At 36.3% G+C, this 21831-nt stretch carries 27 protein-coding genes; 9 read left to right on the top strand and 18 right to left on the bottom strand.

Annotated features, from left to right (window positions below; translation table 11 throughout):
• Window positions 1–24 precede the first annotated feature (24 nt).
• Window positions 25–975, bottom strand: a complete 951-nt coding sequence (locus BM327_RS02705; protein WP_139230219.1) for a hypothetical protein — start codon at window positions 973–975, stop codon at window positions 25–27.
• A 536-nt stretch (window positions 976–1511) separates the two neighbouring features.
• Complete coding sequence (locus BM327_RS02710; RefSeq protein ID WP_170853648.1) at window positions 1512–2432, bottom strand: lactate/malate family dehydrogenase; 921 nt, start codon at window positions 2430–2432, stop codon at window positions 1512–1514.
• Between the two features lie 225 nt (window positions 2433–2657).
• Here BM327_RS02710 and BM327_RS02715 point away from each other — a divergent pair, with 225 nt between their 5' ends.
• Window positions 2658–3050 carry a YchJ family protein gene (locus BM327_RS02715; protein WP_090246059.1) on the top strand — a complete coding sequence of 131 codons (393 nt, stop codon included), beginning with the start codon at window positions 2658–2660 and terminating at the stop codon, window positions 3048–3050.
• A 94-nt stretch (window positions 3051–3144) separates the two neighbouring features.
• On the opposite strand, the gene BM327_RS02720 is transcribed toward BM327_RS02715, so the two are convergent.
• Genes BM327_RS02720 through BM327_RS02730 form a run of 3 tightly spaced genes read right to left on the bottom strand, consistent with a single transcriptional unit; the run spans window position 3145 to window position 4799 of the window.
• Window positions 3145–3615: a hypothetical protein gene (locus BM327_RS02720; protein WP_090246061.1), complete on the bottom strand. Its 471-nt coding sequence runs from the start codon at window positions 3613–3615 to the stop codon at window positions 3145–3147.
• Between the two features lie 29 nt (window positions 3616–3644).
• Window positions 3645–4247, bottom strand: coding sequence for an alpha-ketoglutarate-dependent dioxygenase AlkB family protein (locus BM327_RS02725; protein WP_090246063.1), 603 nt, complete (start codon window positions 4245–4247; stop codon window positions 3645–3647).
• Entirely contained in the window at window positions 4248–4799 is a 552-nt protein-coding gene (locus BM327_RS02730) for an acyl-CoA thioesterase (RefSeq protein WP_090247594.1), read from the bottom strand.
• A gap of 141 nt (window positions 4800–4940) precedes the next feature.
• Between BM327_RS02730 and BM327_RS02735 the strand changes: the two genes are divergently transcribed.
• Complete coding sequence (locus BM327_RS02735; RefSeq protein ID WP_090246065.1) at window positions 4941–6662, top strand: DUF255 domain-containing protein; 1722 nt, start codon at window positions 4941–4943, stop codon at window positions 6660–6662.
• 27 nt (window positions 6663–6689) lie between these two features.
• On the opposite strand, the gene BM327_RS02740 is transcribed toward BM327_RS02735, so the two are convergent.
• From BM327_RS02740 to BM327_RS02795, 12 genes are all read right to left on the bottom strand, one after another.
• The gene (locus tag BM327_RS02740; RefSeq protein WP_090246067.1) at window positions 6690–7430 is read right to left on the bottom strand and encodes an HvfC family RiPP maturation protein; all 741 of its coding nucleotides are present in this window, start codon (window positions 7428–7430) and stop codon (window positions 6690–6692) included.
• The gene (locus tag BM327_RS02745) at window positions 7423–8256 is read right to left on the bottom strand and encodes an HvfB family MNIO-type RiPP peptide maturase (protein ID WP_090246069.1); all 834 of its coding nucleotides are present in this window, start codon (window positions 8254–8256) and stop codon (window positions 7423–7425) included. Before BM327_RS02745 ends, BM327_RS02740 begins: the two co-directional genes overlap by 8 nt.
• A 58-nt stretch (window positions 8257–8314) precedes the next feature.
• Complete coding sequence (locus tag BM327_RS02750) at window positions 8315–8713, bottom strand: hypothetical protein (RefSeq protein ID WP_090247595.1); 399 nt, start codon at window positions 8711–8713, stop codon at window positions 8315–8317.
• A 173-nt stretch (window positions 8714–8886) separates the two neighbouring features.
• Complete coding sequence (locus tag BM327_RS02755; protein WP_244526183.1) at window positions 8887–9591, bottom strand: pseudouridine synthase; 705 nt, start codon at window positions 9589–9591, stop codon at window positions 8887–8889.
• A gap of 64 nt (window positions 9592–9655) precedes the next feature.
• Window positions 9656–11302: a SulP family inorganic anion transporter gene (locus BM327_RS02760; RefSeq protein ID WP_090246071.1), complete on the bottom strand. Its 1647-nt coding sequence runs from the start codon at window positions 11300–11302 to the stop codon at window positions 9656–9658.
• Window positions 11303–11478: 176 nt separating this feature from the next.
• Entirely contained in the window at window positions 11479–11922 is a 444-nt protein-coding gene (locus tag BM327_RS02765) for an Imm7 family immunity protein (protein WP_090246073.1), read from the bottom strand.
• 219 nt (window positions 11923–12141) lie between these two features.
• Window positions 12142–12384 carry a lysozyme inhibitor LprI family protein gene (locus BM327_RS02770; protein WP_170853650.1) on the bottom strand — a complete coding sequence of 81 codons (243 nt, stop codon included), beginning with the start codon at window positions 12382–12384 and terminating at the stop codon, window positions 12142–12144.
• Window positions 12385–12589: 205 nt separating this feature from the next.
• Window positions 12590–13447, bottom strand: a complete 858-nt coding sequence (locus tag BM327_RS02775) for a hypothetical protein (protein ID WP_090246077.1) — start codon at window positions 13445–13447, stop codon at window positions 12590–12592.
• A gap of 71 nt (window positions 13448–13518) precedes the next feature.
• Complete coding sequence (locus tag BM327_RS02780) at window positions 13519–14217, bottom strand: hypothetical protein (protein ID WP_090246079.1); 699 nt, start codon at window positions 14215–14217, stop codon at window positions 13519–13521.
• 40 nt (window positions 14218–14257) lie between these two features.
• Window positions 14258–14713: a DUF6584 family protein gene (locus tag BM327_RS02785; protein WP_090246081.1), complete on the bottom strand. Its 456-nt coding sequence runs from the start codon at window positions 14711–14713 to the stop codon at window positions 14258–14260.
• Between the two features lie 113 nt (window positions 14714–14826).
• On the bottom strand, window positions 14827–15036 hold the full coding sequence (locus tag BM327_RS02790; protein ID WP_139230220.1) for a hypothetical protein: 210 nt from the start codon (window positions 15034–15036) through the stop codon (window positions 14827–14829).
• Window positions 15037–15204: 168 nt separating this feature from the next.
• Window positions 15205–15351, bottom strand: coding sequence for a C1orf53 family protein (locus tag BM327_RS02795; RefSeq protein WP_317614728.1), 147 nt, complete (start codon window positions 15349–15351; stop codon window positions 15205–15207).
• A 153-nt stretch (window positions 15352–15504) separates the two neighbouring features.
• Between BM327_RS02795 and BM327_RS02800 the strand changes: the two genes are divergently transcribed.
• A complete protein-coding gene (locus BM327_RS02800) occupies window positions 15505–16446 on the top strand; it encodes a 1-aminocyclopropane-1-carboxylate deaminase/D-cysteine desulfhydrase (protein ID WP_090246087.1) in 942 nt (313 codons plus the stop codon).
• The gene (locus tag BM327_RS02805) at window positions 16443–17024 is read left to right on the top strand and encodes a hypothetical protein (RefSeq protein ID WP_090246089.1); all 582 of its coding nucleotides are present in this window, start codon (window positions 16443–16445) and stop codon (window positions 17022–17024) included. The genes BM327_RS02800 and BM327_RS02805 overlap by 4 nt, the downstream gene beginning before the upstream one ends.
• Here BM327_RS02805 and BM327_RS02810 read toward each other — a convergent pair.
• Window positions 17016–17600, bottom strand: coding sequence for a pseudouridine synthase (locus tag BM327_RS02810; RefSeq protein ID WP_090246090.1), 585 nt, complete (start codon window positions 17598–17600; stop codon window positions 17016–17018). The genes BM327_RS02805 and BM327_RS02810 overlap by 9 nt on opposite strands.
• 140 nt (window positions 17601–17740) lie before the next feature.
• Between BM327_RS02810 and BM327_RS02815 the strand changes: the two genes are divergently transcribed.
• The 5 genes from BM327_RS02815 (at window position 17741) to ychF (ending at window position 21475) form a co-directional block, all read left to right on the top strand.
• Window positions 17741–18058, top strand: coding sequence for a rhodanese-like domain-containing protein (locus BM327_RS02815; RefSeq protein ID WP_090246092.1), 318 nt, complete (start codon window positions 17741–17743; stop codon window positions 18056–18058).
• A 1-nt stretch (window position 18059) separates the two neighbouring features.
• A complete protein-coding gene (locus BM327_RS02820; RefSeq protein ID WP_090246093.1) occupies window positions 18060–18995 on the top strand; it encodes a DUF368 domain-containing protein in 936 nt (311 codons plus the stop codon).
• On the top strand, window positions 18992–19723 hold the full coding sequence (locus BM327_RS02825) for a shikimate dehydrogenase family protein (protein WP_090246096.1): 732 nt from the start codon (window positions 18992–18994) through the stop codon (window positions 19721–19723). The genes BM327_RS02820 and BM327_RS02825 overlap by 4 nt, the downstream gene beginning before the upstream one ends.
• A gap of 23 nt (window positions 19724–19746) precedes the next feature.
• Window positions 19747–20241, top strand: coding sequence for a mechanosensitive ion channel family protein (locus BM327_RS02830; protein WP_090246098.1), 495 nt, complete (start codon window positions 19747–19749; stop codon window positions 20239–20241).
• 136 nt (window positions 20242–20377) lie between these two features.
• On the top strand, window positions 20378–21475 hold the full coding sequence (gene ychF / locus BM327_RS02835) for a redox-regulated ATPase YchF (RefSeq protein ID WP_090246100.1): 1098 nt from the start codon (window positions 20378–20380) through the stop codon (window positions 21473–21475).
• Window positions 21476–21831 lie beyond the last annotated feature (356 nt).

The following is a 21831-nucleotide window of genomic DNA, read 5'->3' on the forward strand; positions in this document are numbered from 1 at the left end:
GTAACGTTTTGGCTAAACTGCGTTTTAATGCAGTTTAGGTTTTGTTAGCCGTTCTTTTATTGTCCATCCTTCAAATGGAAATTTTTTGTATTTTATGTTGATGCTTCTATATGTTCCGTGTGGAAAAACTGAAATTTCTATAGTCTTTACTCCATTATAAATAAATAAGCAGTGATAATCGTTTTCTGTTTTTAAAACTAATCTATTTAGACTGTCGTAAAAATAGCTTTCGCGAATCATGACATGAGGATAGTAGCGTTCATGGCGTTGTCTACTATAAATTAGATTGTTACTGATTGAATCCATTTGACCAATAAAATACAGAGAATCCGTATTACCTTTAAAATAGTATGTTGCTATTGTGTGATTTTCAAAATCATCATATACTATTGAATCTGAATAATTACTTCTATTCACATAAATAGGTCGATTATTATGATAAGTGTATAAACATGTATCATTAAATGCGGTTATGACTTTGTATTTTTTAATATCATCATATATTTCAGTTAAGTTATATTCGGTTCTAAAAGTGTCCCTAGAAATTATATCAACTGAATATTCTAATCGATATCCCAATGTGCTATCATTTATAAATTTTACAGAATCATAGTAATAATAGGATTCTGTTTCATATGAAGAGACTTGAAAACCTTGAACAGAATCGAATAAGTTGCGATTTGTGTATTCTTCAATGAAAACTAGTTTGGCCGTTTTCTTCTTTCTGTTTTCTATCCACGATTCAATTTTTAAAAGCTCTCCATTAGGGTCGTAATAATTGAGTGAAGTCAAATATTTATTCTTTTTCTGAATAGAACTACTGGCTAAAATGTATGATGATCTTTGCTTTGAGGTCTTCCAAACAGGCTTAATACTGGAAATTGGATCGTGAAATTGATAAAATCCTTTTGATGGTCGCATACCAAAAGAATCCAATAAACAAAGTAATAATATCACTGTCAATATGTGTCTCATCCTATTTATAATTACGGCTAACAAGTGTATAAATACACCTTAATAAATTATAATTATTTAAAACCGCCTTTACTCTTGAGAATAGTGGTGGTTGTAAGTCTAAGCGGTTTAAAGCTAGTTATTTTTTTGAAATTCTTTCGGTGCAAAGTTGGTTTTTCTTTGTTATCGGAGTGAGGTTATGACTTAAAAAGTACGCTTTATCTCGGTATATGGTAGTATATATGTAATGCGTTTATACCACCAATATTGGGGAATAAACTCAATTCAAGTTTTGATTATTTGTTCCTCATGAATAGAAGGGAGGTACAAATAAATTAATGGAAATATTTGTCAAAATAAAGTTTATCTATCTTCAAAAAAGGCTGAATTTCCTAAGCAACAAAAAGCCGAAAACCTCCTCCAATTTTCTGATTTAATTAAAGATCATCAATGATGAAAAGTTCGATAAATGTTGCGTTGCAGGTCTGAAAGCTTAGGTAGGTAGAGTAGAGAGAAGCGATGATTTGGAGGTTCACACATCTTCATACTGTATAGTGTTAACTCTCCAAATATTTCTGGGGAATCAAAGCGATTAACTCTTGTATGGTGTGGTGAAATTTAGCAGCTTCTATGGGATCGGGATGGTAATGGGTGCAGGGAATGACACCTTCTTTATTGATTTCACAATAGGTACTGAGATAGATGGAGGTGATGGATGGATCTTGCAAATAAGACCTCGGGATAAGCGTACTTAAGGGGAGGTGTTGGACTTCTTCCGCTTTTAAGGCCGAGTACAATTGGTAAAGGATGTGACTCACCCCATAAATAGTTGCGCCTTGGGTTTGTTTGATCAAATTCGCAGCATTTTTCACCTCCTCCATACAGGCGTCTAGTTCATCTTCGGTTAGGAGTTTGTGGAGGTGTTTATCGTTGGCTTTAGAGAGTTGTTGACTCATAAAAATGGCACTACCATGTTCTCCCAAAAGCACACTGTTGATGTCGGCACCTATGGGCAAATGAGGTTTGAGATAATGGTTCATGCGTATGCTATCCAAAAAAGTACCCGTTCCAAAAACTCGTTCTGGTGGAAGGGCAGTCAGTTTTTGAGTTACATAAGCAATAATGTCTACAGGGTTGGCAACAACGATAATAAAAGGAATGGTGATGGGCGTATAATTAGAGAAAACTTCCTCTGTAATCGCTATACTGATTTCACTGGCATCTCTTCTTGTTTTTCCCGGCGGTACTATAGCTCCAGCCGTATGAATAATAAAATCAGAATGGTTCATTTTGTCCTGATCATTCAAGCTCCAAGTGTGTTGTGGATAAAGCTCCAAGGCGTGTTCTACATCTAGCAAAGTACCTCCAATTTTTTGAGATACTTCCATGATATTGAAATGAATAGGTTCTTTGGAATTCGCCATTATTAAAGCGGTCAAAGTTCTCCCTATGTTTCCAAAGCCAATGAGTGTAATCATCTGTTGCATAATTTTTCCTTAGATCTACACTTAAAGATAAACTATTTGGAGCGGTCAAACATTGATAACTATCAAGAAAAGGGTTGAAGGATGGTTTTTAGGTGCAATTAATTGTATCGAAGTTAGGTAGTGGATAGGTCCTAATTTAAATTCAGTTGTTCACTTAGAATAATAATCACTATCTCTTAATTACTTTCTTTATTTTTGTCCTTCAATTTTAGTGAAATGGAAAGTACAGCGTGTTATTGTGGAAGTAAAAAGAGTTTTGAGGAATGTTGCCAACCTTTGATAGAGTTTCAGCAAAAGGCAGAAACCGCTGAACAATTGATGCGCTCACGCTACACGGCTTTTGCCACTAAAACCGTGGATTACTTGGTGGAAACCCATCATCCTAAAACACGTGTGAATTTAGATATTCATGATTTGTTCTTGTTCTGTGGTCAGGCTAAGTTTACTAAACTAAAGGTGAAAAAGACCAAAAAAGGTCAAGCTACCGACCAAAACGGACGCGTAAAATTCGAAGCTTTCTTTACCATGGATGGGAAACAAGAGGTGATTGCCGAAGATTCCTACTTCGAGCGAATAGATGGGCAGTGGTATTATATGGATGCGAGGTGAGACTAGGAGTTTGTCCTTCAGTTTTGCTCAGGAAGCTCTGTTTGATGGTTTGAAGTTTTTTTAATTGATAAGTCTCAAGGGTCGATTGATTTGCTTATTCCGTTTTGATTGTTCTTTCCTCTTCTTCCTTTAACAACTCCTTTTTTAATTTTTCATTTTCAGTTTTAAGGTCTAATAATTCTTGATTCACTTCTTTGTTCCTAATTTTTAAAGCTTGGACTTCTAATTCTAGCTGTTCTTTTTCTTTAGATAATAGAATTGTGTCATTCTTTAGCCTTTCATTTTCTTCGGATTGATTAACGTTCTCTGTAAGTATGCTATCGATTTGGAAAAGATAACCCTTCATTATTTTTCGTAAGGTTCGGTTTTCAACTATTAATTTTTCTACAGTAATGATGTATTCTTTTTTTCTTGAATCTAATTCATCTAAGAGTTGGGTCACATCTTGTTTTACCTTAATCAAACTATCGCAACAAGTAATATCAGGTAAAATCTGACCTGGTTTGTCTTGACCATAGGAAATACTGATTAAGAACAATGACAATAGGAGGAGTAGCTTTTTCATTAGTTTTTTTGATAAAAATAGTAAAGTCTTTAATTCGTTCTAATGTTCCTAAACGTCAAATTAATTCTGGGTGCTTTTACCTTTTTCGATTTGGGCAAGGCATGTTTCCAAAAATCTTGGATTTCATCTTTCATTAGGATCAGTTGACCGGGGTGAAGAATGAGTTCTTTTTTCAAAGGTTCTGTGTTGTGTTTAAAGACAAATTTACGTGTGGCTCCAAAACTTAAAGAAGCTATACTTCCATGGCGAACCAAGTCTTTTTCGTCGTCTGCATGGTAGCCCATACCTTCGTTACCATCGTGGTATAAATTCAATAAGCAAGAGTTAAAGCTTTCCTTTAAGTGATCTTCTACTTTGTCTTTGATTGAGAGGAGTTCACCTGTGAAGGGTTCTGCAAAACGGGTGGAGTTGGAGTAGGTGTAAGCAAAGTCCTTAGTACCATACCAAGCTGTTTTTCGTGCAGTAATGTGCTTCTTCCCAAAAAGGGTGACTTCATCATTTTTCCAATTCGCAGATGCTAATAATTCATCAAACAAACGTTGGGATTCTTGTACGGAATAAATACATCCAAAATCCAACAAAGTGCCATCTTGAGGGAGTAAATTTTCATCTGGGTTTTGAAACAAATCCATCTAGTCAATTTCTATTTTACAGTTGTCGTTTTGCAAATTATCTATTTCAGAAAGTAGATCCATATTGTTGGTAAAATCGATGAACTGTTGCTTTACGTATTTATTGATTTCCTTACGCTTTTTAGCTTCAGAAAAACGACGTACATCCTCGTGGTTTCTCAATATTAAACCAGGTACTTGTGCGGGTTTCTTATCCTCATCTATGGCCACCATGGTAAAGTAAGATTTGTTGGTATGGGTTACCGTTCCCAATTTTAAATTTTCAGAAACCACTTTAATTCCTACCACCAGGGATGTATTTCCTACATAGTTTACACTGGCATATAAGGACAATTGATCTCCAATTTCAACGGGGGTTAGGAAGTCAACCGTTTCTACGGATGCTGTAACACAGTAGTTTCCGGCATGTTTGGTAGCACAGGCATAGGCTACTTTGTCCATCATAGATAATATGGTTCCACCATGCACACGACCACCAAAGTTGGCGTATGAGGGTACCATGAGTTCCGAAAGTACGGTTTGGGATGCTGAATTGTGTTTAAATTCTTTCATAGCTTCACTTTTAGGAATTGAAGATAAGGAAATACCTGTCGTGAAAGTAAAAAGCATGGTTCAAGTTAGTGAAATGGTCATTTTAGAACTATTGTTTTCAATCTAAATTCAAATTCTCGACGTATATCTTTTAAAATTGTTATGCGCAGAGCTCTTCTACTTTTATTTATAATTTTCACAATATCCCTACAAGCCGCTGAGGGGATTCAATGGCGAAAAATGAGTGGTGAAATCTTTAAAGAAGCAAAGGCAGAAAACAAAATGGTACTCTTGAATTTAGAAGCCAATTGGTGTCATTGGTGCCATGTCATGCACGATTCTACCTATTCCAATCCTGAGGTTGTTGCTTACATCAATGCGCATTTCATTCCAGTAAGTGCAGACCAAGATGCTTCTCCAGAATTATCTATACGCTACAAGGAATATGGTTGGCCAGCGACTATCTTTTTGAATGCAGATGGGGAAGACATCGTAAAAAGAGCGGGGTATATAGCGCCACAATGGTTTTTAAAGTTGATGAAGGCTATAGTGAAAGATCCAAGTCCAGAGTTACCATTAGCACAAACGAAAGCCGATCTAAATTACGATATAGACTTAACAGCTAAACTTAAGCGTGTAGAAAACAATTTCGACGCTTCCCTGGATTATGAAAGGGGAGGTTTTGATCAAAATCAAAAATACATTGCTTGGGATACTTACGAATATGCACGCTTTTTTAAAACTACGGACAGTACACAACAATGGCTCAACGCAAGTGTGAATGGGGCTTATGGTTTAGTAGATCCTGTTTGGGGAGGTGTATATCAATATTCTACGCACAACGATTGGGAGCATTTGCACTTTGAGAAATTGATGATGGTACAAGCACGTTACCTCAACATCTTCCTCTACGATTATCTCTATACGCACAATCCTAATTCTCTGGACAAAGCAGATCAAATTATAGCGTATATAGATAGGTTCTTGAATTATGATGGTGTTTTGTATTCCAATGCCCAGGATGCGGATGTTATTAAAGGAGAACACGCTGAGGCATTTTTTGCATTAAATGAAGCACAACGTTTAGCGCAAGGTATACCGGCTATAGATAGCAATGTTTTTACGGAACGAAATGCACAAATTGCCGCTTCTTTGTTACTCTATGGGAGTGTGAAAAATGCGCAAGTGCCCAAAGATAGGGCTTATGCTATTGCAGATGTTTTACTTCAACGCGTAGCGAGTAACGGACTGTATTTCCATGCCGATAAACAAAGGCCCGTATTTAGTTTGAAAGATCAAATTGCTATGGCGAACATGTTAATTGCTCTCATCAAAGATAAAGGAGAGGCAACGAACAAATACACACAAGCCTTGGATGATTTAATGGTCAACATTGCCAAGCAGTACGGTTTAACCAATGGCTCGCTCAAAAGTTTTGTTGGGAATATAGGTTTGGATGCTTTACCCATAGTGGAAGAGAATATTCACATGGGGAGAATCTTTAATTGGTATGCCGAATTTTCAAAGGATGATAATTTTAAAGATTACGCAGAGAAGATTTTAGTGTATGTCTTGCAAGATGAAACCATGAAAACCTATTACAATGAACCTGCAGTACTAATGCTTGCCCAAGAACTTAAGCAGGAAGCTTTTCATTATGTAAATTTAAAAATGGAGGAGGAGAATATAGCCTATGAAATACTTAAAGCTTATGCTCCTTTTTACAGCTATTTGCACTCTTATGCCCAAGGAGATTTACCTTTAGATAAAAAAGAACTGTTTGAAGGTTTTGAAGTATCTACCACTTTGATTTGCACAGATCGCTATTGTTCGCCTCCGGTAAGTACCAAAAAAGAAGCCCAAGCATTCTTTGTAGAACCTTAGGCTTGGGTAAATGTTTTATCGGGACTTCTATTTCGTTCCGAGAATTATTCCTTTGTGAAGTAAGTCCATTAAACTAGCGCTAATACCTTGAAGTATTTCTTGTTTTTGAACTTCTGGTAATTGGTTTAATTCTTCTTCCAATAAAGTTGAAACAGACTGACCAGATCCTATTAAATTCTCTACTATATTGAACATCAAGGGTGCCAGTTCCATGTATTGAACAGTTCCATTTTCTTGTCTGTATATCAAGAGGTAAGTAGCTTTCTCTTCAAGTTTTTCTTGACGTTTCAATAAATGAATAGGGTAGTTTAAAGTCAATAATTTTAGATAGGGAGAAAAGTACAAGGTATCTGTAATGAGATCTGAGTCTTGTTGGACCTCAGGGATATCTTCATCTGCCATGGTGTGCACTTCAACCTCTACCCACTCGAATTTTAAAAGATCAATTAAATAGGGGATGGCGTATTTCTCTGCATAATTTTTCTCCTCAGCAAAGGCAATAAACTCACCGGGCATCTTAAAAAGCTGGTTGTTTTGAAAAGCATGCTCAGCCAAAAATTCTGTAACAATTTCTTCCCAAGCTTTGGATGAAAACTGTTTGTATGCTATGGGGTAGTTGCCCTTAAGCGCATCGTTGACTATGGTAAAAATAAGTCTACGGTAATGGTGTAACCTATCTTCTCTAACATTGGGTAAGTCCTGTTGAACATTGGTTCTACAGTAAAGTGCCAAGTCTTCTTGTATGTGTTGTGTTTCTTTTTTAAGCATGATGTAGTGTTTTTTTCCAAGCTTTTTGAGCAATGGTGTCCAAGGTTTGCATTTCTGTTAGAATTTCAGTCATCTCGGGGAAGTTGAAGTCGCGCTCTAAAAGGACGGGAACTTCTTTGAGTTTAGGCAAAGTGGCTGTATACAATTCAAAGACTTTATCTATAATCGCTTCTCCGTGGGTGTCAATAATAGTATCTTCTGAAACTTGTGTATGGCCGGCCATGTGGACGTAGGCCACTTTATCGAGTGGCAAAGCGTCAATAAATGCTGTCGCATCATAGTTGTGGTTAAAAGCATTAACATACACGTTGTTCACATCTAAAAGTAAATTACAACCCGATTCTTCCACTATGGAGCGAATAAATGTTGCTTCATCCATTTCAGCGGCTACAGGCGTGTAATAAGAAACGTTTTCCAAGGCAATGGGCATTTCCAAATAATCTTGGACTTCCTTAATGCGTTGAACGATGTGTTTTACAGCATCTTCACGAAAGGGTATAGGTAGAAGGTCGAACAAATGTGCGTTTTGTGCGTGACTGTAACTCAAATGTTCTGAATAGACTTGAACGTTATAGGTCTTTAAAAAGCTTTTGATTTTCTTAATGAATTCCCAGTTTAAAGGATCTGGACTTCCGATAGAAAGTGAGAGTCCGTGCGTAGTTATGGGAAACTTCTCCGCGACTTCACGCATCACTCCTCCCCAAAAACCACCTAAGTCTATCCAATTTTCGGGTGCCAATTCAACAAAAGCCGGGCGGTTTTCGTCTTCCAGCTTGAGAATATCCTTGTAAATATCCTTTCTAAATCCTAGTCCTACGTTCTGCATCTTCTAAAAATAAAAAAGGGAGGAACAAATCCTCCCATTAATTCTATGTAAAGGGAGTTTATTTTTTTCCTGCTTCTCCACATTTAGCTTCAGTAGCTTTACCTTCTTCACCACACTTCGCTTCCGTCGCTTTACCTTCTTCACCACATTTTGCTTCTGTAGCTTTTCCTTCTTCACCGCATTTTGCCTCTGTAGCTTTTCCTTCCTCACCACATTTCGCTTCTGTTGCTTTACCTTCTTCTCCACATTTTGCTTCTGTAGATTTAGCTTCACCACATTTTGCATCTTGTGATTTGAAATCAATTCCAGCTTGGATAGTTTCTGCTGCTAACTCGCTTCTTAATTCACCTGCAGAACCTAAAGAAGTTGCTGCGAATGCTCCAGAACCTAAAGTTGCTAATGCTAATCCTCCTGCTAATAATCCTAATTTCGTCGTGTTTTTTTTACTTGCTTTCATCTTTTTGAGTTTTGTATCGTATTTGACATACATACTACCCTCCACTTCTTTTGGATTTTAAAAAGGTGAAAAAAAATAAAATTGATGGACACCTGAGTTTAAATGTATTTGACTAAAACGCTTGTAAATGAAAGGGTAGTAGGGGGTGATTGTTGGATGAAATAAAATTGAAATTATTTTAGTTGTAAGGTACTTAGCATACGTTCAAATTCGTCAAACAAAGGTGCTTTTATGATGATTTCCTGTTTTAAATAAGGATGTTTAAATGTAAAATCAAGTGCATGCAACATCATTTGCTCCAATCCAAAACGCTCACCTAAGAGTTTGTTCTGCTTGTTGCAGCCATGGGGTCTATCTCCAATGATAGGGTGGCGTAAATGATTACAGTGCTTTCTGATTTGATGCATACGTCCAGTTTTCGGGAAAGCTTCTATTAAAGAATATCTAGAGGTGGAAAATTTACCCGAAGGAAAATCACATTCGGATTGTTTTAAACAGCGATAGTTGGTTTGTGCCTCCTGTTCCTTTCCTTTTAAGTTTTTTAAAGGATGATCCACATAGATCTCTTCTGGAAAATGACCACGTACTATGGCTACGTATCTCTTTTGTGTTTCTGTAAAAGCCAAAGTTTCCTGCATCTTTTGGGCAGCTTCAGAACTAAAGGCAAACAAGAGTACCCCTGAAGTTTTTCTATCGAGTCTGTGTATAGGATAGAGGTGCTTTTGGGTTTGGTCTCTTACAATTTGAAGTGCAAATTCTTCTGCATCTGATGCCAAATTTGTACGGTGTACCAGAAGTCCTGTAGGCTTGTTTACCGCTACATAGTGTTCATCCTGATAAAGGACGTCCAATTCCTTTTGTGTTGCTAATTCTTCCACAGTTTTAAGCTAAAGTGTAAAGCTAAAAAAAGCAGGTTGTATTGCTACGTCCTGCTTTTATTTTTTAATCTGTAACGGCCGGTGTATCGGTCATTACATAATATCTAGGATCATCTATACTTTCTTCTATGATGTCTTTAAACCCTTCGTTGTTTTTAATCAACAAGGTCTTACAATCCGGACTCAAATGGGTTAATTTCACTTTCTTTCCTTGTGCTTCATACTTGTTGACCAAGTTTACCAAGGCTTCAATTCCAGAGTGGTCAGAAACTTTAGAGTCTAAGAAGTCAATTTCTATATTTTCAGGATCTTCCTTAATGTCAAACTTCTGATTAAAGGCTTGTATACTTCCAAAGAATAAAGGTCCGAAGATTTCGTACACCTTTGTTCCATCTTCCTTGTATTTCTTACGCGCTCTAATTCTAACAGCGTTCTCCCAAGCAAATACCAAAGCAGAGATAATAACACCTGCGAATACCGCAATCGCTAAATCGGCAACGATGGTAATGACAGAAACGGCTACCAATACAAAGGCATCAGATTTTGGGATCTTTTTCATGATACGTAAACTCGACCAAGCAAAAGTATCTATCACCATAACAAACATAACACCTACTAATGCTGCGATAGGCACCATTTCTATGTATTCAGCTGCAAATACGATGAAAGACAATAAAGTCAAGGCCATTATTACACCCGATAATCTACCACGACCTTTAGCATTCACGTTAATCATGGTTTGACCTATCATACCACAACCACCTGTACCACCAAATAATCCACTTACGATGTTTCCGAAACCTTGTCCAACACATTCTCTGTTTCCATTCCCACGTGTTTCTGTAATTTCATCCACCAAGTTCATGGTCATCAATGACTCAATTAAACCTACAGAAGCAGCTAAAAATGCATAAGGGAAAATGAAGCTCAAGGTATCTAAATTCAAGGGTAAGTTGGCCCACAATTCTAGGTTAGGCGTTGGGAATTTACCTTTTAAACCTTCACCACCACCTTCTCTGATGTAAGAACCTATGGTTGCAACATCCATTCCTGAGAAAATGACAAAGAAGGTTATAATTAATATGGCAGTTAATGCTGCTGGTAATTTCGCTGTTACCTTCCATTTAGGTAGTAAGTAAATGATGGCCATGGTTACCGCCACCAAAATTGACATCTTGCTTAATGCGCTCCACGAAAACAAATCACTAAAGAAAGCTGAAAATGCGGATTGAGTTTCTGTACCTGCGTGCACCGGGAACATTTTTAATTGTGCGATGAAAATCACAACCGCCAAACCGTTTACAAAGCCCAACATTACAGGGTGGGGTATTAGTCGGACAAAGCGCCCTAACTTAAAGTAACCCGCTGCCACTTGTATAATACCCATTAAGATAACACAGGCAAAAAGGTAAAAGAAGCCCATGTTTTCCACAGGAGTTTCAAAGGCCAAACCTTTTTCGTGACCTTCGGCTATCATGTTCACGAAGATGACTGCTACGGCACCTGCAGCGCCAGAAATTAAACCGGGTCTACCACCAAAAAGCGCTGTAATTAGACCTACGATAAATGCTCCCGACAAGGCTACTAAAGGATCTATCCTCGCCACAAAGGCAAAGGCTACAACCTCTGGTATCATTGCCAAAGAAACGGTCATTCCTGCTAAAATATCATTCTTAGGATTTGCTGTAAATCCGTGGAAAAACTTCTTCATACCAAAATTTTAAGGGGGCAAAGATAGAGAACTCAAAATGCAATAGCGAATGATGAGGGAGAAATTTGAGAATGGAGAGGAGTTAGTATAGATTTAGCAGGGAGGAAGGGGAGTATTATGGTTTTATCAAACTGACTAGGCTTTCAAGTATAAAAAGGAAAAAGGTAGTGTTCTTTTTATTCAGAATCATAATCGATCGGAGGATTTTCTTCATCAAATTCTTTCTCACATTGAGGAATATACGGGGATAATAGAGTATCCTCTTTTTCCTCCAATTGTCCACGTTTTAGCACCCAAACACGGAAATTATCTGCATAATCCTTTCTACGGTCTTCATCATCTTGAATATATAAAAGTCCGTAAGATCCAGGGCCATTTTCAGAAATCCATCTAAAAATCTGAAGGGGATAAAACCTGTCTGTTCCTCTATGGTTATGACATCCATTCATCATTAACATGTCCATACCATTAAAGCTTCCTATTTTAATATTAGTTTCTAATACTACTGGAAACTCTGTTTTGAGAAATGTATTCAATTTATTCTTAAAATCTTCCTGTTTTTTGTTACCAACATGATAATCGCTAAAGCGTAATGTAATCCAACCGTGATATTCTATCATTTTTTATCTGTGTATTTATTCCTCTTAAATGGAGGTGTACCTGTATCAAAGGAATATGAATAAAGAAATGTATTGCCATTTACATGGGATTGGGTATCGTGCGTGGTCCAAAAGGAGTACCATATACCCGTTGTTATGTTATTTTAATTTTAATATTTCTATTAATTCTTCATTTCTACAGCGAGTAGCTTCAACCATACAATGTAAATAGACAATTCCTCACATATGTCCAGTATAGCCTCCTGATATTAACTCACTTTGCAATCTCCTGTTGTTTACCCAAGTCAATTGATAATCACTCAACTTAGATTTGATTGAATCATTTTCAGTTCTTTGGAGTAATTCACGAAAGTTGTTATTCATTAAAGAGTCTAATTCTTGGAATTCAAGATTTAGACAAATTCTATGTTCAAGGTTAGATCCCGAAGTACTGTCGCAATCAATTTTGTTTGCGTATTGCATATAACTCATTTGTCTAAGCCTATGTACATCAGTTGTGTCCTGACCGTAGAGATGTTGAGTAGAAATGACAACTAGTAATATACCTAAAAGTTTAATCATGTTTTATGTGTTGTACAATATTCTGCAATTTAGACACCTTTGGTCAGTATTTATATACGTTTGCTATTAGTTATTATTTGATGTTAATAACCTTTTACAAGGCCTCTCACTTCAATTCGTAGAATTGAAAAAGATGAAACACATCTTTAAAGCTAAAAATACTGGATTCGTTCTTCCTAAAGTAACTTGGACTTTTTGATACATTAAGATAGAAAGCGTATTTACCTTGGTCTTTGTGATTATAAGGAGAACAATTTTGTTCACCTAGAGAAAAACATAAAGTAGATTCATGAGGTGGTAATAACTCTCGCATTGTGTTATCTAGAGAATCACAAAAGCTATACCCTGAAACATGAATATATCCATAGCTTTTGAATTTTGATGTTTTTCCAAAGAAAGAAGACGCACAAAGTTTTCCATTGCTAACTGTATTAAAATAACTAGCAGGGTATAGCGTGTCTGTTGTTTTGTTAATTAATTGGAAAATATACTGGTTAGGATATTCAGGATTATTGATTTTTTCCAAGTAAATGTCTTCCGGGTTATTTACTATTTTTTCAACTTCAATGTTTGTTAACCGACTTAGTCCGCGCTCATTCTTTTTTATAAAGCAATTTATAGTGACACTAGACAAATTAGAATTAAGGAACAAAGACTCTGAAAAATTGCTAACTGTGTCTTGAGTTTGAAAATTAACTTTTACATTAAGTTCTTTATTCAAATGGACTTGCTGAGAGTAGGCGTAAATGTTTTGGTTGAGGAAATAACCATTTGCCTTCATCAATTCTGTAAATTTAAAAGTGAAACCATATTCAGTATTTTCAAAAAGTAAACCGATTTCTTCAGCGTCAAGTGCATCTTTTTCAATAATGATGAAGGTAGTTACCTGAATAGAACTGTTCTTATTACTTAAGGCAGATTGAGTTACTGATAAGATAAAAACAAATAGTAAGAAAAATTTCATGATGTAAATAAAGTTTTGTTCGTATGAATACCGGTTTGATTAAACTGCTTTTCGAAACAGTTCAGGTTTTGTTAACTGTTTATAATTTCAAATTCCTTTACAATTTTTTCAAATTCTAACATTCCCTTTTTTTCAAGGAAACCATTCAGGAAAGGTGTATCTATTATAAAAGGATTAAATCCGGTTCTCAATTTTTTGTGTAAGAGAATGGATAGGCTATTTTTTGTTTCTTCATCTAATGTTGCAATTTGATTTACTGCATAATTAATCAGTTCATCATTGTCATTTTTAAAAACTCTGATTGAAGTTCTAGGGAGATTACATGCCTTAAAGAACCTATTTCCATTAAAAGTAATATTTTCAAATTCAGTCTCCGTCAAGTCGCAATTGTCAAACTTGAAAGTTTTTTTTAGGAATCTTTTTTCATTAATCAGAAGATTGTTTTTCATCTTTCCAGACAACTTACAATTCTTAAAAATTGATCCTAAAAAAATCCTCTTACCTTCAAATTTACAGTCTTCAAATTCACAATTTATATAATCAGCTGGATTGCCAAGCGATGTGTGCTTTCCACTAAAGTTGCATTTTATAAATTTACAGTTTTTGTATATGGTTGTAGCCCCTAGAGTTGATTGTTTAAAATCTACCTTAAGAAATACGCAATTCTCTATTCTTTTTGAATGCACAGTTAGATCTTCAAAGTTTATGTTTTCGAACTTTTGATTATTTATAATCTTAGTCCATTTAGCATTTTTTTCAACTGTTTTCATCCTTTTTCGTTGTAGTTAACGGTTTGAATAAACCGTCGTTTTAATGTTGTTTATTTTTTGTTTGCAGTTGTTTTTCTTTTTTAATAAAAGCGTACCAGTTTTTTGCGAAATCAGGTACTTGCCCATTTGTTTTTTGAATTTCAGTCAAAACAGACCATAATCCATTTTTAAATGCTTCACTAAGGTTTCTTGGAGATTTAAATTCATGACCTATTTGTTCTCTAGCTATGTCGATTAAGTTTTTACCCTTAGACTCCGTATATAAGTTGATACATTTTTCTTCTTCTGAGTTTAAGTCTTCTTTAAAGTACCAATATCTTCCAGCTAATGGATAGTTCCCAACTTTATAATATAAACCACCTAATTTCTCTCTAATCCAATCAGACCAAAAATAGTGCTCCATATAACCCTGAATCCTTTCGATGGCAACTTCAGTGGATTCTTCTATTAGAATCAGTTCAATCTTTTTTACAATTTTGTGATCCAAACTATTCATTTTTCTGGTCTTTCTCTGAAATAACTGCCAACATATGCATAAACGCAATACCGTTTATTTTTACTATCTGTTCTTCACTACTAAATCATCAATATAGGCTTAACAGTGTCTGATTAAGCAGTGTATTTGTTATTACTCTTCAACTGCTTCACTTTCTTTTTCAAATGCGTATACCTCAAAGCCAAGTAAAAGGTGATGGCCACAAAAGTGATTTTAAAAAGAATATCGCCGAATTGTGCATAAGGTAATTCGAAGAATTTCATTGCGGCGCCTATGATTGCGATTACAACTCCTAGTATAAAGATGATTTTTTCGTTTTTCATGATCAGTGATGTGTTTAAGGTTATTCTGCTGTTTAATGAACTTGACATCTTCAAGCATGTATTGAAACAGGACTCTAAAAATAGAAATTATTTTGGTTAATGCTGAGCTAGGAGAGAAGGTGCTGAAAGAGGGAAAAGCCACAAAAAAAAGCCGAAGTATTTTCGGCTCTATCTTTTTATTCTTCCTGTTTTCCCATTGAATCCGTAAGGACAATGTCTACAACCACTTTTACAGCAATGTCCGCGCTTTAAGTGGTACTTTTCTGTAAAGACGATGTATCCGTCTGGACTTTCGTAATAATCTTCAGGATCCATTTTTTTCCTTCCCGAGAAAGCGCTGTAATCATCATTCATGTCACAAAAATAAGTACAATTGTTGAAAACCTTTGTCGTGCAGTGCAAGTATCTCCTAAGAAAGATGATTATTTAATGAGGGGAATTTCTTTTCTTTGTAAGAAAGGATAACACATGCTTACCATACAATTTTCTCCATTAGAAAACCTGCAATTTACTTCAACTGTAGATGCCAATGAAGTAATCGATCTTTGGGTGAAAAGAGATGATTTAATTCATCCCATTGTTTCTGGGAATAAATGGCGAAAATTGAAGTATTCCATTGCGAAGGCTCAACAAAATAAAAATGAGACCATCCTAACTTTTGGAGGAGCTTTAAGTAATCACTTGGTAGCAACTGCTGCAGCGTGTAAAGAAGTGGGGTTAAAATCTATAGGTTTTGTAAGGGGAGAGGAGCTGAACGAGAACGCGAATCCTACCTTGCAAAAATGTGCTGAACTGTGTATGGAATTGCATTTCATTTCTCGCGAAGAATACAATTTAAAAAGTGAAAAGTTTTATACCGATGAATTGCACGTAGATCATCCCAATGTCTACATCGTTCCAGAAGGTGGTGCAAATTACTACGGCATTATAGGTTGTTCTGAAATCATAGGTGAATTGCCAGATGATGTGAGTGATATTTTTGTGAGCGCTGGCACGGGAACAACTGCTGCTGGACTCCTTATGGGAAGTAGGTCGCACCAAACCATACATATCGTTTCTGCCTTAAAAGGAGAATGGATGGAAGAGGAGGTGAAAAAGTTATTGATGTATAGCTTATTTGATGAAGAAGCCGTGGATGAACTTTTGCAAAGGGCCCATTTCATCTATGATGCACATTGTGGAGGCTATGCCAAAACATCACCTGAACTGATTGCTTCTATACAATCTATCTACGAACAGACGGGCGTGAAATTAGACCCCGTTTATACAGGGAAAAGCATGTTGTGGTTGCAAAAGAATTGGAAGCAATGTTCGCCTACAGGAAAACTTGTTTTCTTACACACGGGCGGGGTGCAAGGTGCACAGTACATGCAAGAAAAATTAGCTGTAAATTTATATCCAGAGTCATGACAGAAGAGCACCAAAAACATCTCGAACATTATCAAATGCTCTTGGAGGATTTTTCTCCAGGTTTGGTGCTCAATCACAGAGTTAAAAACCCTTTGGGAGATGCATCAGCGCATGCTGAAGATGGTTTTGATGACATACGCATCACGTTTAACATCCTCTTTAAGGAAAAAGCCTATCATATCAAGTTCATTTCTTACTCCGAAACAATAATTATTACAGAAGCCGATTTAGGATTTTCTTTTTCTCTAGCGATAAAACAAATTCCTAAGTATGTGAGAGGGCTTTACAAGCGCAACTTGCTTTATGCAGGAAATCAGTTTCATCGCATGCATGTTCATGCCTCTCAACCTTTGAACATTGAGGTCTTAAAACCAGAATTGGTGAAACTATGTGCACTTTCACCTTGCGTGCAAATTCAGAACATAAGAGACCATGCAAATAGTCAAGCGCTAGCAGCTAAACCTAAAAAGGAGAGTTTGGTTTTAGACTTGAAATCCTTACCGAAAAACAAAGAAGAGATGTTAGAAATACTCACTGCTTTCGATTTTATCTCCAACCATACAACTACCTTATCGTAGGGCTTTGTAGGCTACTTCTCGGCTCAATTCTTTTACTTCACCTATTTTCAATCCTTCCAAAAGAATCTCACCTAAAGAAATACGTAATAAACGTAGGGTAGGGTAACCAACAGCGGCGGTCATTTTGCGTACTTGTCTGTTTTTACCTTCTGTAAGTTCTAATTCTATCCAAGAAGTAGGTATGTTTTGTCTAACTCTGATGGGAGGATCTCTTTCTTCTATATTGGGTTGAGGTACGATTTTACATTTCGCCGGTGCTACTTGGTGTGTTTTTCCTTTGTGTTTGATTTGAAGGGACCCATTTTGCAATTGGTTTACCGCCTCAGGAGTTATGGCTCCGTCTACTTGCACTAAATACTTTTTAGCCTTCTTTTTGGAAGGGTTCAAAACTTTATCTTTCAGTCTATTATCATTAGTGAGTAACAGTAAGCCTTCAGAGTCTTTATCGAGTCTACCTACTGAATAAACATCTTTAGGATAGTTATAAAAATCACCCAATAAGCTATCGCTTTCCTCTCCAGAAAACTGACAAAGCGTACCAAAAGGTTTGTTAAAAATAAAGTATTTGTGTTCCATTTCAGAGACAAAATTAAGCTTATAATCCAAATCGTTTACAATAAGTTTATGACTAATTATCTTCAATTTTTCGTTAAAATGGATACTTTTGTCGAGGCCGAAACGAAGGCCATTTCAAAAACCATGTTTAATAGAAGTAAATGAAAACAATAAACGTTAACGATCTTAAAGCCTTACAACAGAACCAAAGTCTTATCATCTTAGATGTTAGAGAAGAATACGAATACAACATTTGTAGAATAGAGGGTGCTGTAAATATTCCAATGGGAGAGATTACAGAGCGTGTTGATGAGTTGGAAAGAGAAGATCCAGTTTACGTTTGTTGCAAATCAGGAAAAAGAGCGGAGGCTGTTTGTAATTTATTAATTACAGACTATGCTTTTGAAAACTTGGTAGTGATAGAAGGTGGAGTAGAGGCTTACGCCAAAGAAATTGACAACAGCTTAGAATTGTACTAAGATGAAAGAACGCAACCTACTTCAATATTTAATGGTGAGTTTACGTGGACTTGCCATGGGAGCTGCTGACGCCGTGCCTGGTGTATCAGGAGGAACCATCGCCTTTATTACAGGTATTTACGAAGAGTTAATTTCTAGCTTAAGCAACATCAACCTATCGGCTTTAAAAGTTTTGAAAGCAGAAGGATTGAAAGCTTTTTGGAAACACATCAACGGTAATTTCTTTGTGGCCTTATTCGGAGGAATAGCCGTGAGTTTGATTACGCTTTCCCGCATCATCGTAGGTTTGTTAGAGCATCACCCTGTTTTGCTTTGGTCTTTCTTCTTTGGGTTGGTAATTGCCAGTACTTTGTTGATCGTTAAAACAATACAAAACTGGAACCTTGCCAACATCATTGGTTTAATTATAGGAGCAGTAATAGCGGGATACATTTCATTGGCACAGAATACCGCTGGTCAGGCCAACGAATACTGGTACATCTTCTTAAGTGGCGCTATAGCCATCTGTGCTATGATACTTCCGGGTATTAGTGGAGCTTTCATTTTAGTATTGATGGGAAGTTATGCTACGGCGATGAATGGTTTGAAAAGCTTAGATTTTGCTTTGATTGCGGTTTTTGCAAGTGGTTGTTTGGTAGGACTTTTAAGTTTCTCTAAATTGCTGAAGTATTTATTTGCACATTATAAGAACTTAACCCTGGCTATTTTAAGTGGATTCTTGTTGGGATCTCTTTTGAAAATTTGGCCTTGGAAAAATAATATTAGTGACGTCCCTTATTTGGTACATTCAGATGGTAGAGCAGAGTTCATGCAAGCGAACGTTTTGCCACAGAATTACAATGGAGATAGTCAATTAACACTCGCAATACTCTTGGTATTGGCAGGATTAGCTTTGATTTTGTTGATGGATAGATTTGCACCAAAAGAAACATCGTGAAAAATTACGGACTCATAGGTAGAACATTAAAACACAGTTTTTCAAAAGATTTTTTTACAGAGAAATTTATCAAAGAAAACACCGAAGCCGAATACCACAACTTCGAAATCAGCGACATTAAGGATGTAAAAGAAATCCTCAAAAGAGGAGATTTGCACGGTCTTAACGTAACCATTCCCTATAAAGAAGCTATACTTCCTTTTTTAGATGAAGTTTCTGAAGAAGCCAAGCAAATTGGTGCAGTGAATGCGATAGCTTTTCAAAATGGTAAAACGATAGGTCATAATACCGATGCCTATGGATTTGCGCGTAGCATTAAACCCTTCTTGAAAAACACCCACCACAGGGCCTTGATATTAGGAACAGGTGGAGCATCTAAAGCAGTAGCGCACGTATTAGAAAACATAGGATTAGACGTGCTTTTTGTATCTAGAGATCCGAAAAACGAAGAACATTTTTCTTACTCAGCCATCAATTCCTTTATGGTACAAGCCTGTGGATTAATTGTAAATACCACACCAGTTGGCATGTATCCCAACGTTGATGAAATGCCCGATTTCCCGGTAGAGTATTTAACTCCCGATCACTTGGTGGTTGATTTGATTTACAACCCGGAGAAAACGAAATTCTTAGAAGAAGCCGAAAAAAACGGAGCTGAGATATTAAATGGTTTGAGCATGTTAAAAGAACAAGCTTTAAAAGCCTATGAATTGTGGAATAATAACTAATTTCAGGTTATTATTTTATTTCAATGGATCCTCGCTTATTTAAAATTAGTGTTATTGTTGTGGCTTGTATTATTTTACAAGCTTTACTTAATAGAGTACTCGTTCGTATTGCCTCTAAATTTGGAATTCAAAAGGAAAGGCGCAAGCTCATTAACAAAGCCATTAACTTGGTGTTGTACATCATAGCTATAGTATTGATATTAATGGTTTACTCCATGGATCAATCGAATTTGTGGGTATACATCTCGTCTTTCTTAACAGTACTAGGAGTTGCTTTTGTAGCCCAATGGTCATTGTTAAGCAACATCACAGCAGCTGTACTTTTGTTTGTTAACCACCCTGTAAAAATAGGCGATGAAATAGAAATTGTAGACAAGGAGTTTCCAATCACAGGCAAGGTGAGTGACATCGGTTTATTCTTTTTACACATACGAATTTCTGAAAACGAAAAGGTAACCTTACCCAATTCTGTTGTCTTCAACAAAATGGTAAAAGTGATTTCTCAAGAAAGCAAGTAAAGTTGCTATTGTAGCGGCCAAAATCCACTTTGCACCTCGCAGATGAAGAGCTTTCAACAATCTAACACGCTTCGCTGCATTTAATCGAATAATATGCTAAATAATTTCCTATTTTTGCAGCAAATATTAAGAGAACATGGCTTTAAAATGTGGAATAGTTGGACTTCCAAATGTTGGGAAATCTACTTTATTTAACTGTTTGTCTAACGCAAAAGCGCAATCGGCAAACTTTCCATTTTGTACTATAGAACCTAACGTTGGAACCATTTCAGTTCCAGATCCAAGATTAGAGAAATTAGAAGAATTGGTAAATCCAGAGCGCGTTGTACCAACGACGATGGAGATTGTAGATATTGCAGGTTTGGTAAAAGGAGCTTCTAAAGGAGAAGGACTTGGAAACCAATTCTTGGCAAACATTAGAGAAACAGATGCTATTATTCACGTATTAAGATGTTTCGATGATGGTAATATTATTCACGTAGATGGTTCTGTAGGTCCTATTCGTGATAAGGAAGTGATCGACTACGAATTGCAGTTGAAAGATTTGGAGGTAATAGAGAAGAAAATAACTTCTTTGGCGCGTGTAATCAAATCTGGAGATAAAGATGCTATAAAAGAAAACGAAACGGCTTTAAGAATTAAAGCATGTTTGGAAGAAGGTAAATCTGTTCGTTCTTTAGACTTTGACGAAAAAGAAAGAGAATTTGTAAAAGGTTTCCACTTGATTACTGCTAAACCCGTAATGTACCTTTGTAATGTTGATGAAGCTTCTGTTGTAAACGGAAACAAGTATGTTGACGAGGTAAAAGAAGCAGTGAAAGATGAAGATGCACAAGTTTTGATTATTGGTGCAAAAATAGAGGCTGACATTACTGAATTAGAAACCTACGAAGAGCGTCAAATGTTCTTGGACGAATTAGGACTAGAAGAGCCAGGTGTAAACCGTTTGATTCGTTCTGCTTACAAATTATTGAACTTAGATACTTACTTTACAGCAGGTGTGAAAGAAGTAAGAGCATGGACTATCAAGAAGGGAATGACAGCTCCTCAAGCGGCAGGTGTAATTCACACAGACTTCGAAAAAGGATTCATTAGAGCAGAGGTAATGAAGTACAACGACTTCACCACTTTAGGATCTGAAAACGCTGTTAAAGAAGCTGGTAAATTTAGAGTTGAAGGAAAAGAATACGTTGTTGAAGACGGAGATATCATGCACTTTAGATTCAATGTGTAGCTTAGATATCTAGATTCCTAGAGTTTTAGATTTCTAGACTTGTAGATAAATAGAATATTAAAAATGCGCTCAGTAAACCTGAGTGCTTTTTTTGTGGCTTTACTTTTTAAGATAGATTCAATTACTAACTTCTTTGTGTACTCTGTGAAAAATCTTTGGGTGCTTTGTGGTTCCCATTTTCTTCACTCTTTCCTCACCACTCCACTCAATACTCCATACTCACACTCAAAACTGTCCTTCCGTTAGGGATAGAAAGGGTAGTTTATTGAAATTACTGCTTAGATCTACTTAAGCTTGCAGAGCGCCCCAAGAAGCTTTGGGAGCTATAAGTAGAACTTAGCAGGAAAGAAATAACT

The sequence above is a fragment of the Lishizhenia tianjinensis genome (genome assembly GCF_900116425.1).
GTDB lineage: Bacteria > Bacteroidota > Bacteroidia > Flavobacteriales_D > Crocinitomicaceae > Lishizhenia > Lishizhenia tianjinensis.

Coding starts and splice junctions, on each gene's coding strand:
- BM327_RS02705 (WP_139230219.1), bottom strand. CDS start 975: ATGAGACACATATTGACAGTGATATTATTACTTTGTTTATTGGATTCT.
- BM327_RS02710 (WP_170853648.1), bottom strand. CDS start 2,432: ATGATTACACTCATTGGCTTTGGAAACATAGGGAGAACTTTGACCGCT.
- BM327_RS02715 (WP_090246059.1), top strand. CDS start 2,658: ATGGAAAGTACAGCGTGTTATTGTGGAAGTAAAAAGAGTTTTGAGGAA.
- BM327_RS02720 (WP_090246061.1), bottom strand. CDS start 3,615: ATGAAAAAGCTACTCCTCCTATTGTCATTGTTCTTAATCAGTATTTCC.
- BM327_RS02725 (WP_090246063.1), bottom strand. CDS start 4,247: ATGGATTTGTTTCAAAACCCAGATGAAAATTTACTCCCTCAAGATGGC.
- BM327_RS02730 (WP_090247594.1), bottom strand. CDS start 4,799: ATGAAAGAATTTAAACACAATTCAGCATCCCAAACCGTACTTTCGGAA.
- BM327_RS02735 (WP_090246065.1), top strand. CDS start 4,941: ATGCGCAGAGCTCTTCTACTTTTATTTATAATTTTCACAATATCCCTA.
- BM327_RS02740 (WP_090246067.1), bottom strand. CDS start 7,430: ATGCTTAAAAAAGAAACACAACACATACAAGAAGACTTGGCACTTTAC.
- BM327_RS02745 (WP_090246069.1), bottom strand. CDS start 8,256: ATGCAGAACGTAGGACTAGGATTTAGAAAGGATATTTACAAGGATATT.
- BM327_RS02750 (WP_090247595.1), bottom strand. CDS start 8,713: ATGAAAGCAAGTAAAAAAAACACGACGAAATTAGGATTATTAGCAGGA.
- BM327_RS02760 (WP_090246071.1), bottom strand. CDS start 11,302: ATGAAGAAGTTTTTCCACGGATTTACAGCAAATCCTAAGAATGATATT.
- BM327_RS02765 (WP_090246073.1), bottom strand. CDS start 11,922: ATGATAGAATATCACGGTTGGATTACATTACGCTTTAGCGATTATCAT.
- BM327_RS02770 (WP_170853650.1), bottom strand. CDS start 12,384: ATGCAATACGCAAACAAAATTGATTGCGACAGTACTTCGGGATCTAAC.
- BM327_RS02775 (WP_090246077.1), bottom strand. CDS start 13,447: ATGAAATTTTTCTTACTATTTGTTTTTATCTTATCAGTAACTCAATCT.
- BM327_RS02780 (WP_090246079.1), bottom strand. CDS start 14,217: ATGAAAACAGTTGAAAAAAATGCTAAATGGACTAAGATTATAAATAAT.
- BM327_RS02785 (WP_090246081.1), bottom strand. CDS start 14,713: ATGAATAGTTTGGATCACAAAATTGTAAAAAAGATTGAACTGATTCTA.
- BM327_RS02790 (WP_139230220.1), bottom strand. CDS start 15,036: ATGAAAAACGAAAAAATCATCTTTATACTAGGAGTTGTAATCGCAATC.
- BM327_RS02795 (WP_317614728.1), bottom strand. CDS start 15,351: ATGGATCCTGAAGATTATTACGAAAGTCCAGACGGATACATCGTCTTT.
- BM327_RS02800 (WP_090246087.1), top strand. CDS start 15,505: ATGCTTACCATACAATTTTCTCCATTAGAAAACCTGCAATTTACTTCA.
- BM327_RS02805 (WP_090246089.1), top strand. CDS start 16,443: ATGACAGAAGAGCACCAAAAACATCTCGAACATTATCAAATGCTCTTG.
- BM327_RS02810 (WP_090246090.1), bottom strand. CDS start 17,600: ATGGAACACAAATACTTTATTTTTAACAAACCTTTTGGTACGCTTTGT.
- BM327_RS02815 (WP_090246092.1), top strand. CDS start 17,741: ATGAAAACAATAAACGTTAACGATCTTAAAGCCTTACAACAGAACCAA.
- BM327_RS02820 (WP_090246093.1), top strand. CDS start 18,060: ATGAAAGAACGCAACCTACTTCAATATTTAATGGTGAGTTTACGTGGA.
- BM327_RS02830 (WP_090246098.1), top strand. CDS start 19,747: ATGGATCCTCGCTTATTTAAAATTAGTGTTATTGTTGTGGCTTGTATT.
- ychF (WP_090246100.1), top strand. CDS start 20,378: ATGGCTTTAAAATGTGGAATAGTTGGACTTCCAAATGTTGGGAAATCT.